The sequence below is a fragment of the Paenibacillus sacheonensis genome (assembly GCF_009909195.1).
GTDB lineage: Bacteria > Bacillota > Bacilli > Paenibacillales > Paenibacillaceae > Paenibacillus_Z > Paenibacillus_Z sacheonensis.
The window spans coordinates 51,156-62,890 of sequence record NZ_JAAAMU010000010.1; the positions used below are offsets into that span (position 1 = coordinate 51,156).

Sequence of the window (11,735 nt, forward strand, 5' to 3'; positions counted from 1 at the left end):
CTAGGTCTAAAGTAGGAAATGGGACATCGCTGCAACCTTTGCCCGGCGTATGCCGTCTGAGTGCATGTAAGAGAAACCAACATCCTAAGTGATGATCATCGGGAGGAGAAATAACAACATGAACAAGAAAAAAATTATTATCGTCGCTACGCTTGTCGGCCTGGTAGGCTCCGCGGTTGCCGCGGAAGCGTCCGGCGTCCTCGAGAAGGTCAGCGGTCTCGTTAGAAGCGATATCACGGTTAAAGTAGACGGACAGAATACATCGATGAAGCCGGTATTCATTAACGGCCAAGCCTATCTGCCAGCGAAGAGCGAAGCAGCGGCACTGGGTTACGACGTGATCTACAGCGCGAAGGACAAGAGCTTGTCGCTGACGTCGAAGAACCAAGATAGCGGAGAAGAGGCGCAATTCATCATGCTATCGGGCATCATTCAAGGCGTAAAGCCGCTTGATAACGGCGCTTACCAGCTCGACGTTGTCGGCAGAGGCACGAACAAATGGGTCATTCTGACGGTCGATAAAGATACGGTCCTGACGGACAGCACGGGCAAATCCGCCGACGTTAGCAAGCTCAAAGCCGGCACGGAGCTGATCGCGGAGTACGGTCCGGTCATGACGATGAGCTACCCGGGTCAATCGCATGCCGCCAAAGTAACCCTCGGCAGCGAACGCCTGATCAAAGAAGAAGCTATCCAATCCGTCAAACATACGGATGACGGCTGGCAAGTTACGCTTGGCGTCGCGAAAGACGGCGATGCTTCGTCCTCGATCGTCCTGAACGCCGGCAAGGAAACGAGCGTTATCGATGCGGAAGGCCAACCTGTCACGTGGGAGAGCCTGAAAGCCGGCGATAAAGTCCGCGCGTACTACGGCCCTGAGATGACGAAGAGCATTCCGCCTATCAGCCCGCTGTTCTATCTGGTCGCGCTTGGCGATAAAGCCGCGGATTCGCTCGCGCCTGCCGCGGTAAGCGAGTTCCGGACACTGGCTTGGAGCAAGCTTCCGGAAGGCCAAGAGTCGCACCTGAAGACGAAGAAAGACGAAGCCGAGGTTAAGCTCGTCAACGCGGCGGATTCCGGCGTAATGGCAGCGACCGACGAGGCGAAGAAACTGCTGGAAACGGCGAAAGCTAACGGCAGCAAACTCGTAACGGTTACGTACCAAACCGATCAGGACGAGCTTCTCGGACCGTTGACGGTCGTGTTCGATCTGGATTCCAAAGCTTTCATCGGTTATAACATCCGCAAATAATGACCGTACCTAATTAGAACGCTTCTTGGGAGAACCCAAGAAGCGTTTTTTCGTGGGCGGTCAAACGTCAGAAATTGCTTGCCCCGTTCATCGCCCTGAATTAGAATGAAATGGCATTTCATGATGGACTGCATCGACAATGGAACCGGCGGAGGTTGGCAATGGACGAAGGACAAGGATCACAAGAATCACCGCGCATGAATAACATCGAGCAAGACATGGCTCATCCAGCGCTGGAGAACGATCGAGCGATTGCAGGCAAGACGAATCCATTCCGAAGAATGTGGAAATACCGGCTGCATTATGCGATCGTCTTGCCCGCATTGCTGCTCGTCGCGTATTTTAAAGCCATCCCGCTGCTTCAGTCGTTGTATGCTTCCTTCGTGGACTTCCGGTTAATCCAAGGATTTTGGGACAGCCCGGGGGCAGGCATGGCGAATTTCAAGCATATGTTCGACAATCCCGATTTTCTGCCTATCCTCCGCAATACGCTGCAGATCAAGCTGATGTATACGGCCTGCTGCGGGATCGCCGCGCTCATTCTTGCGCTGGCGATCGGCGCGTTTAACGGCGTCCGGTCAAGAGGGGCGATCACGACGCTGTTCCTGCTGCCTTACTTTATCCCGTCTCTTATCTTCGCTTATATGGCCATGTTGGCGTTCTCCGCCGATCGCTCGCCGTTCGGCTTGCATGCGATGGTATGGGCGCGGCCGGAGCTGTTCAAGCCGATGTACCTCTTCGTCGAGATCGTCAAAACGATCGGCATTCCAACGGTAATCGCAGTCGCGGCGATCGGCGCCAGGCATGCTGCAGACGGGATCGAAGCGGGGCGGAACGTTCAACGAGGCACGTGGACGCGCCTGAACCTCGTGCCGGCAGCGCGAGCGGTCACGGCGTTCATGCTGATGCAGTTCTCTGCCGTGCTCGCCACGAATTTCGAGCTTCTGCATGCGCTCGTGAACCCGCTTGTCTTTCAAACCGGCGACACGATCGAGACGTATCGGTTCCGAATGCTATTTCAGAACATGGACTTGAATACGGAAGGGCCGCTCGCCACGCTCCAATTCCTGCTGCAATTCATCTGTTCCGTAGGCGCGTATTTCATTATCCGGCGAATGTTTGCGCGGGATGTACGTACGCCGCATAACGAAGAGGCGGGTAGGATGCAAGCCGCGGGAAGAGCGAACAGAGCGGCGGGCGGAGTCGTCATCCTGTTGTTCGCGCTGCCCGTCTTGGCGGTTCTTTATGTCCTGTTGATCTATCCGTACACGATTCGGAACGAAGGTCCGGGGTTATCGACGCTGCTTTCGGTTTCCCAGTACGTGAAGTACCTGTTTATTTATCTGGCCTCGTCGGCGGTCTTCATGCTGATCACGCTCACGTTGTCATTCCCGCTGACGGTCAAGGATCTGCCGGGGCGACGCCTGTACACGGGATTCCTGCTCGCGATCATGTCCGCCGGCAGCGTCTCCTTCTTCGATTTTATGCTGCTGAAGGATCTTGGGCTGATCAATTCGGTCGTTGCTTTGTACATCACGGGGTTTTTCTCGATTCTGCCGATCTTCGTCCTGAGTAGCATCTATACCGGCAAACACGGCGCGCTCAGGGAGCGATATGCGGGACGCGGAGAGGCGTTCATGTTCTTCCGGTTGTACGTGCCGAGGGTTTGGAAGCCGCTGCTTGGGCTCGGGGCAATGCAATTCGTTGCCATGTGGAACGGTATTTACGCGCCGATGATCTATATCTCGAATCCGAACCTGTTTCCGCCAAGCATGCGCTTCATGATCGCGCAATCGGCGATGCAGGCAGACGGGCTGACGTACGGTCCGGCGACGCTGCTGCAGTTAGGGGCTCTCATCGCATTGCCTTCGCTGGTCGTGCTGCTGTCGATGCGGCGTTGGCTGACCGCGGAGGTACTGGCCGGACAGGTGAGGCAGCTGTAAACGGGACACGAAGAAGGCTATCCTTCAGCGCGCGCTGAGAGATAGCCTTCTTATTGTTAAGCGGCAGGGAGTCGCAAGCTGCGGCTTTCGAAGAGCTTCGAATTGCCTCAAGGCAATGCGTTCGCCTAACTGCCGCCGTGCAGAAGCCGATATTCGGTCGGACTTTGCCCGGTCTCCTTGCGGAAGAATTTCGCGAAATGATTCGTTTCCTTGAAGCCCGTCTGATCCGCGATGTCCTTGATGCTTAGGGCGGTGGTCGAGAGGAGGATCTTCGCCTTGTCCGCACGCCGGCGATTCATATATTTGAGCGGGGATACGCCGAAATGCTTCTTGAAATAGGCGATGAAATAATTCGGATGCAGATGCGCCGCCCGCGCCATGTCTTCGACCTTCAAGGTGCCTTCCATATGGCCGTCGATGTAGGACTGGATGAATTGGATCCGCTTCAGATCCTCCGAGCGATGCTGAAGAATCGTTATCGGCACATGCTCCAAGTAGCGCGAGATGATTTCCAGCATGACGGATTTCTCGCGAAGCCTGGCCACGACGGACGAATTCGTCCGAAGGCTGACGAGCAGCTTGAAGAGCGCATCCATTTCTTCGCGGTCGATGACCGGGATGAAGAGCGGCGCGCCGATCCATTGGAACAGATCGAACGGGCCGATCGAAGTCGTGAAATGGCACCAATATTTGAGGAAGGGCGGACGGCCTTTCAGCGCGGAATAGGATTGATTGATATAAGCCGGCAGCATGCAGAGATCTCCGGATACCGGCGTCAGCTCGGCGTCTCCGGACTTCAGCCATCCTTCGCCCTCCAAGATATAATAAAATTTATTGTACTCCGGCACGAAGTCGAAATCCTGCCAATCTCGCGTCACCAGCGTCTTGTGGGCCGTTAACACGTCGATCTGGAGGGTGTGGAGCAGGTCGGTCAAAGCGCCGTGTTCGCGTTTCATGTTCATTGCTGCAAGTCTCCTAACCCGGTCCGGTCGCATCACGGATCCGATCATTCCTCGGCATGCCGGTTCTATGGTTCCATCATAGACGATTCGCCCTTCGGTGAAAAGGATACCTTAACTTTGGCACCTTCATTCTTAGCCCTATCCATTTGAAAGCGCAATCTGCGATTCTATAATGAGAGGGAAGAAACAAACACGAACGAGGAGGCCGACAGGCTATGACGCAGCAACCGCTTCTGCTTAACGACGAACAGATGAAATCCTTTATCGCCAACGGATTTTTAATTTTGAAAACCGATTTTTCGCGCGAATTTCATGAGAAGCTCGTGTCGCAGCTGAACGAAATTTATGACAAAGAAGGCAACCCGGGCAACAATATCCTGCCTCGCATACGCGACCTGCAGCGCGTATTCGAACATCCGGTCATTACGGGCGCATTGACGAGCGTTCTCGGTCCGGAGTACCTCCTGCATACGCATCGCCACGGTCATTATAATTCCATTCCGAAGCCGGGCGGCTGGCATAAGGACAGCTACTGGGGCTACAGCAAATTGCGCAACCATCACCCTTGGTGGGCGATGATCATGTACTTCCCGCAGGATACGCCGATGGAGCTCGGACCGACGGGCGTCCTGCCGGGCACGCATTTCGAAGACTCGCGCAATTTCGCTTCCGACGAGATGGCCGAGGAAGCAACGGCGAAAGGCGAAGCGGGTACGTTCGCGCTGATCCACTACGACATTTGGCATCGTTCAACGCCGAACCTGCTCGGCAATCCGCGCTTCATGCTGAAATTCGAATTTATGCGGACCCAGGCGCCTGCGGCTCCGTCATGGAATAACCAAGCGCAAGAAATCGGGGATATCACGGAAGTTGGCGGACGCGCCGTCTATCAGCCGGTCGCCGACGAGGTATGGAACTGGTTGTCCGGCCGCGTGGCAGCGCGCGCGGGTTCCAAGGCAGGCAGCGCCGAGGAAGTCGCGGAGCTGGCGTCCCGCTTGAACCATGCGGAAGAGCCGGAAGCGATCGCAGCAGCTTATGACTTGGCGGCGAGCGGCGAAGCCGGCATCGGCCGCTTGCTCGAAGCGCTCAATCAGGGCCCGAAGAAGATTTCCCGCATCGCTGCATACGGACTGTCGGCGGCCGGTACGGAAGCCGTAGCAGGCTTGACGCAAGCGTTAACCAGCTCGGAAGAGTACGTCGTCAACCATGCGTTGTTCGCATTATCCGAGCTGCGCGGCCAAGCGGAAGCGGCCGTACCGCAAGTCGCGGCGCTCATTGCCCATCCGTCCGACGTGATCCGCCGCACGGTCGCCGAAGTGCTCGGCATGATGAGCAGCAACCCGCGTTCCGTCGTGCCTGCGCTGATCCAAGCGCTGTCGGATGAAGACACGCAGGTGAAGTTCACGGCAGGCCTGGCGCTTGTCCGAATCGGTCCGGACGCCGCCGACGCCGTGCCGGCGCTCGAAGCTTCGCTGGACGACGAGAATCGCTACGTTCGCGGACATGCGCTGGAAGCGCTGCGCAGCATCGGAACCAAGGAAGCGCATGACGTGCTGATGCGCGAGCTGTTCAATACGCGCTGGTGCTCGGATACGACGCCTGCAAGCACGTTCTAGGCGGGGGAAGCTTGCTGGACTTCTCTTGAACGAATCGGCCTCCTCAAGCTTGCTGTCGCAAGCTTGAGGAGGCCGATTTCTGTTTTATAATGCTCGTCGTTAGATACTACGCCAGATCGGACATCAGCGGCATGCCGTCCTGTGCTCCGAAGACCGTCACGGAATGCGAAGCCGCCTTCACGGCCAGCGGCAGCGTCCGTTCCAGGCTCCAGCCGGAAGCGAGGCCGAAGCAGAGCGCGGCATTAAAGGAATCGCCTGCGCCGGTCGTATCGACGACCTCGACGATAGGAGCGGGAACCGTGACGATCTCATCGCCATCGAGGCAGGAGATGCCGCGTTTGCCCCTCGTAACGATGAGCGTCTGCTGCGGGAACCGATCGCGCCAAGACCGCATCTGAGCGAACAGCTGCTCTTCGCTCGCGGCCGGGCTGCCGCAGTAGAATTCGAATTCCGTTTCGTTCGGCGTGAAGCAGTCGCCGAGGCGGATCTGCTCCTCCGACAGCCGTACCGCCGGAGCGGGATTGATGATCGTCCGGACGCCGGCTTCGCGGGCGGTTCGCAGCGCTGCTTCGACCGCCGGCAGCGGAATTTCAAGCTGCACGATCAGGGCGTCGGCACCGGCGATAACCCCGGCATGGGACTGAATGCTTTCCGGCGAGCAGAGACCGTTCGCTCCCGGGACGACGACGATGCAATTGTCGCCTTCCGTATGAAGGATGGCGGCCGTGCCCGTGGGCGCTTCCAGCACGGCGATCGTATCCGTGCCGACGCCGAAATCGTTCATCCGTTTCATGATCTGCGCGCCGAACCCGTCGTCCCCGACGGCGCCGATCATGCTCACTTCCGCGCCAAGCTTGGCGCAGCCGACTGCTTGATTCGCGCCTTTCCCTCCGGATATGTAATGAATATCGTCGCCTTGAAGGGATTCGCCCATTCGCGGCATCCGCTGCAGCGAGATGACCAAATCCATGTTTAAGCTGCCGACAACGGCGATTCGCGGCTTTCGCGCCATCTTTATCATCCTTTGACTGAGTAGTATGATACCGGTTACATCTTTCGCCTTCCGACTATATCATGATCCCAAAATGACCGTCAATCGAAGGTGAGTCTCCAGGCAACAAAAAAAGCCCGAGCAGCGCTCGAGCTTTTAGACGATCCGTTGAAACGGATAGAGGTTATGAATGGTCGGGACGACACGATTTGAACATGCGACCCCCTGGTCCCAAACCAGGTGCTCTACCAAGCTGAGCTACGTCCCGAGATGAAGATGGTGCCGGCGATAGGAGTCGAACCCACGACCTACTGATTACAAGTCAGTTGCTCTACCAACTGAGCTACACCGGCGAATGTGTTCTGAACACAAAAAGTATCTTAACATAATTAAATAAAAAGATGCAAGTCCTTTTTTTATATTCATTTCAACCATCGGCGAAGCGCGGGAATCGCAGTCTCCATGCCCGATGAATGGACCGCCGCTTTCTCGTTGCGCCATCGCAATCGGCCTTCGCCGTCAATCGCAAAACCGAATTTCGTGTAGAAGTGCCGGAGCCTCTCGGCATGCGCGCTATGCTCCGTTTGCTGCATTCTTCCTTCGATATAGGCGATGCCTTCGCGTTCGGCAATCTGCAGGAGTTGACCGAGCATGATCGAGCCGAAGCCGCGGTTGATTTTGTCGCCTAGAATGCGAACGTATTGGAGGTACCACGCCTTTTGCCGCGCTCCTTCGATCGGGGAGACATGCAGCGATAAGTCGTTCACATAACGTTTCGTAGCGATCCCGCTGACATAAATGACCCGGGCATACAGATCGAAGCGCAAGGCGGGCGAGAAGAGGATGACGGTATCGCCGTGCTTGGATTCGACGACGGCATGCACGCGGCATCTCTCGCTCTCGATAAGCTGAAGCTGGGCTTCGATCAAGGCATTCTTCAACATGGAATCAACCTCCCGCGGAAACATGGTATGCGGCTTTGTACAGCTTATTACCACGAACGATAGGAAATGACGACAGCTTGCACGCTCCTCTCGCATCGATAATCACGATTGAGATGGGCAGCCGACGCCAGTCCGAACGATGTCGTTATATGCCGAATTCTGTATGCGCTTACATGTAATCATAGCTTTTTTGCAATTTCACAGTCCGATCTCGACCGAATCGCGTATCGGACAGTACGAACGAACGCGCTTATCCTGCACGATAGGATAGCAGCTTATCCGATCCAAACATTGAAGCAAGCTGCCCAAATATCGTCGTAGAGGAGATGTTCTACTTCATGAAGCTTCAACTTAGCAAACGGGCCGGCATTAGTTTATTCGCTTCGATGGCCATGACCCTGACGGCCGTGCCTGTGACCGGTTATGCAGCGGGTCCGAGTCTTCCGAAGGCTTCCATTTCAGTTGCTTCATACGGAGCGAACGGGGCGGATACGCTCGACGACCGCGCAGGCATCCAGGCGGCGATCGATGCGGCGCAGGCAGGCGATACCGTGCTTCTTCCGAAAGGCACGTACGTATTATCTGGCACCGTGAACGGCAAATCCGGCGTGACCATCAAAGGGGAGAATCGCGACGGCACCATCGTCAAATACGCGGGAAGCACGGATACGTTCATGTTCAAATTCCTGAACGCCTCCAATGCGGCAATCAAGAACATGACGCTGGACGGCAATAACAGCTCCATTCTGATGTCGGGCGCCGTGTCCGAAGGCGGCAGCGGGAACGTGATGAGCGGCTTGAAGGTGAAGGATTTCGTGGCGAGCGAAGGGTTCGGCCCGCATGCCTTGCTCGGCGACCATACGGATCATTTGACCGTTTCGGACAACGTCATTACGAATATCGGCGTTCAGTCCATCTGGGGCGCGGGCGTTCGCGTAGGTTGGAATTCGACGAACGCGGTCATCGAGCGCAACGTCATCGCGGACACGGGGCGCGGCGGTATTTTCCTCAACGACGGCAGTTCGGGAGCGATCGTACGCAATAACCGCATCACGGGCTCGGGCAAGAAAGAGAACGGATTATCGATCGAGCTCCATACGAATACCGACAATTCCATTATCGAAGACAACGATGTCGATCATTGGATCAGCGCGGTTCGTTCCAAGACGATTGCCGTACGCCGGAACACCGTGCATGCGACCGACGGTTCCGTCGGCGCGATCGGACTTGAGATCATGGCGGATAATACCGTCACGACAGACAACGTGGTCGACGGCGGCCAACAGGTCGGCATCCAGCAGTCGCCGGGCCCGGGTCATCAGCTGTGGGGCTATAACGTGGTCAAAAACCTCGTCATGTGGGGGATGCAGCTGCAAGGAGCGGGGGCTTCCGAAACCGAGCAGTTCCAATACTTTTATAAGAACAGCTTCATGAATACGCAGCTCGGCAACCCGAAGGCCGCTTATCCGGGCTACGAGGGCAACGGCATCCGCATTCACGGCAATTCGCAAAACCTGACGTTCGACAGCAACCTCATCTCGGGCAACGGGCGCAAGGCGATCGAGCTTACGGGCGCGCCCGGGGTAGATAAGCTGATCTTTACCAATAATTTGTTTTATGGCAACAAAGACGTCACGATGGATCCGTATCCGACGGATGCCAAGGATCTGGAGTGGTCGGGCAATCTGGTCTACAAGAACGGGGACAACGCGCAGCCGGCCTCGAGAGGTTTCGCGAACGCGAAGCCGAAAGCCGATTTTACGATTCCGCTGCTCGTCCGGGAAGGCGAACCCGTAACGTTCAATAGTACGTCGACGGATAACGGTTCGATCGCGACCTACCTGTGGGATTTCGGCACGGGACTTCCGAGCGCCTCGCCGAAACCGACGTTCGTATACGATCAAGCGGGCATTTACCGCGTCACGCTCGTCGTCTGGGATAACGAAGGCCGCGCGGGCTTGAAGGAATCCATCATCCTTGTCAGACCGGGCGCGAAGGATACGAAGAAGCCGTCGACACCGACGAATGTCGCTTCCCCGTCCCAAACCGACGAGACGATCGCATTGACATGGAGCCCGGCTTCCGATAACGTCGGCGTCGTCGGTTATGACGTGTACAAGGACGGCGTCTTGGCAGGCTCGACGGCTCCCGGGGAAACCACGATTACGCTGACCGGATTAACGGCGCTTACGAGCTACAGTATTACTTTGAAAGCACGGGATGCGGCCGGCAATGTTTCCGATCCGAGCGCTGCGCTGACCGTGACGACGGAAGCGCCCGATGCGGCGGCGCCGAGCGCTCCGGGACAACTGACCGCGGCATCGGTTACCGGCACGAGCGCGAGCCTGACCTGGAGCGCGTCCACGGATAACAAAGCAGTGACGGGCTACATCGTCTATCGCAATGGCATCCAAGCGGGAACGACGAGCGGAGCGGACGCAACGTCATATACGGCAGCCGGCCTGATTCCGGGCACGTCAAGCCTCTTTACCGTCAAGGCAATCGATGCGGCCGGCAATCGTTCGGAAGCGAGCAACGAAGTAGAAGCCGTCTTGGCGCCTCCGACTTCGCCGGTCGTGTATCTCAGCGACTATGCGTACGATTCGGGAACGGCCGGATGGGGCTCGATCAATAAAGACAGATCGTCGGACGGCAAGCCGATCACGCTGAACGGCGTTGAATATCCGAAAGGCTTGGGTACGCACGCGGCTTCGACGATCGTCTACACGCTGGGCGGACGCTATGCTTCCTTCCACGCAGCCGTCGGCGTCGACGACGAGACATTCGGCAACGGAGACGTCAGCTTCGAAGTATGGCTGGACGGCGTGAAGGCTTTCGACAGCGGCGTCATGACGGCAACTACCGACACGCAGTTGATTGACCTGGATATCAGCGGCGTCAACGAGCTGAAGCTGGTCATTACGAACGGCATCGCCGGCGGCGATTGGGATCATGCGGACTGGGGAGATTTGCAGATCGTATATCCAAGCGCGCCGTAACCGAATCAACGAAGCAGCCGGGCAGGGGAACCTGTTCGGCTTTTTTGCGCTGACATGCAAGGGGGCGTATGATAGGAATAATAATGTTCGCGTTCGTCGCGTCTTCTTCTTGTCCGCCCTACTTTCTTTGTTCCCGTCCACTGTGGTAAATTAGGGTAATCAAGGTGTGATTTTTTTTGAAACGCATTCGGACCGCCAGCCGTATTAGGTAGCATGAACGCTGAGAACAGCACAATATCGAGGAGGAAATGAAACATGTCTGTATTCAAAAGACTTCGTGACCTGACGTTATCGAACGTATACGCAATGATCGAGAAAGCCGAAGATCCGATCAAACTGACGGACCAATATATCCGCGACATGCATGAGGATTTGGAGGATGCCGAGAAAGCGGTAGCCGCGCAAATCGCGATCGAGAAGCGGTTCAAGCAGCTGTACGAAGAACAAGAAGCGCTCGTGCAGAAGCGCAACGAACAGGCGCATACCGCCGCTTCCATTCAGAACATGGATCTGGCGAGACGCGCGCTTGAAGAAAAGAAAGCGGCCGAGCAGAAGCGCGACGAGTATAAAACAAGCTATGATTCCAATAAAGCGTCCGCGGACAATCTCCGCGCGAAGCTGAGCGAGATGCGCGATCAGCTTACGGAAATGAAGAATAAGCGCGAAACGCTGGTAGCCCGTTACAAGGCGGCCAAGGCGCAGGCGGACATCAATAAATCGATGGCCGGTTTCGGATCCAACACCGCGGCTTCCGGCATGAAACGGATGGAAGAGAAGATGCTGCAAGCTGAAGCGCAGGCCGAAGCGAGCAACGAAATGAACAGCAAAGCCAAGTCGCTCGACGACGAGTTCGAATCGCTCGGCACGAACAAAGCGGTGGACGACGAGTTGGCGGCCCTGATGAAACAATACGAGAAAAAAGAGTAGGCTTGCGGTAATTCTGCTTCATAAGAAGTTAGCTGCTAGCCAGTTGGAAAGAACGTCTGCCGGCATGGATCGCAAAGCAAAGCACGCTGCTTTCCATCCGC

Annotated in this window: 8 protein-coding genes and 2 tRNA genes; 5 read left to right on the forward strand and 5 right to left on the reverse strand. The window is 56.4% G+C overall.

Annotated features, from left to right (window positions below; genetic code table 11):
- Window positions 1-118 precede the first annotated feature (118 nt).
- Window positions 119-1,252, forward strand: coding sequence for a hypothetical protein (locus tag GT003_RS18920; protein ID WP_161700683.1), 1,134 nt, complete (start codon window positions 119-121; stop codon window positions 1,250-1,252).
- Between the two features lie 197 nt (window positions 1,253-1,449).
- Entirely contained in the window at window positions 1,450-3,195 is a 1,746-nt protein-coding gene (locus GT003_RS18925) for a hypothetical protein (protein WP_161700685.1), read from the forward strand.
- 125 nt (window positions 3,196-3,320) lie between these two features.
- Here GT003_RS18925 and GT003_RS18930 read toward each other — a convergent pair whose 3' ends face one another.
- A complete protein-coding gene (locus GT003_RS18930; RefSeq protein WP_161700687.1) occupies window positions 3,321-4,157 on the reverse strand; it encodes an AraC family transcriptional regulator in 837 nt (278 codons plus the stop codon).
- A 215-nt stretch (window positions 4,158-4,372) separates the two neighbouring features.
- Here GT003_RS18930 and GT003_RS18935 point away from each other — a divergent pair, with 215 nt between their 5' ends.
- Entirely contained in the window at window positions 4,373-5,773 is a 1,401-nt protein-coding gene (locus tag GT003_RS18935) for a HEAT repeat domain-containing protein (protein WP_161700689.1), read from the forward strand.
- A 106-nt stretch (window positions 5,774-5,879) separates the two neighbouring features.
- Here the strand turns inward: GT003_RS18935 and GT003_RS18940 are convergent, their stop codons facing one another.
- The 4 genes from GT003_RS18940 to GT003_RS18955 form a co-directional block, all read right to left on the reverse strand.
- On the reverse strand, window positions 5,880-6,785 hold the full coding sequence (locus GT003_RS18940) for a ribokinase (protein ID WP_161700691.1): 906 nt from the start codon (window positions 6,783-6,785) through the stop codon (window positions 5,880-5,882).
- A gap of 170 nt (window positions 6,786-6,955) precedes the next feature.
- Window positions 6,956-7,032: transfer RNA gene (locus GT003_RS18945), tRNA-Pro, on the reverse strand.
- A gap of 9 nt (window positions 7,033-7,041) precedes the next feature.
- Window positions 7,042-7,117 (reverse strand) — tRNA-Thr (locus tag GT003_RS18950).
- 69 nt (window positions 7,118-7,186) lie between these two features.
- Window positions 7,187-7,708: a hypothetical protein gene (locus GT003_RS18955; RefSeq protein ID WP_161700693.1), complete on the reverse strand. Its 522-nt coding sequence runs from the start codon at window positions 7,706-7,708 to the stop codon at window positions 7,187-7,189.
- 338 nt (window positions 7,709-8,046) lie between these two features.
- On the opposite strand from GT003_RS18955, the gene GT003_RS18960 reads away from it, so the two are divergent.
- Complete coding sequence (locus GT003_RS18960) at window positions 8,047-10,707, forward strand: NPCBM/NEW2 domain-containing protein (RefSeq protein WP_161700695.1); 2,661 nt, start codon at window positions 8,047-8,049, stop codon at window positions 10,705-10,707.
- Between the two features lie 255 nt (window positions 10,708-10,962).
- Window positions 10,963-11,634, forward strand: coding sequence for a PspA/IM30 family protein (locus GT003_RS18965; RefSeq protein WP_161700697.1), 672 nt, complete (start codon window positions 10,963-10,965; stop codon window positions 11,632-11,634).
- Window positions 11,635-11,735: the final 101 nt, after the last annotated feature.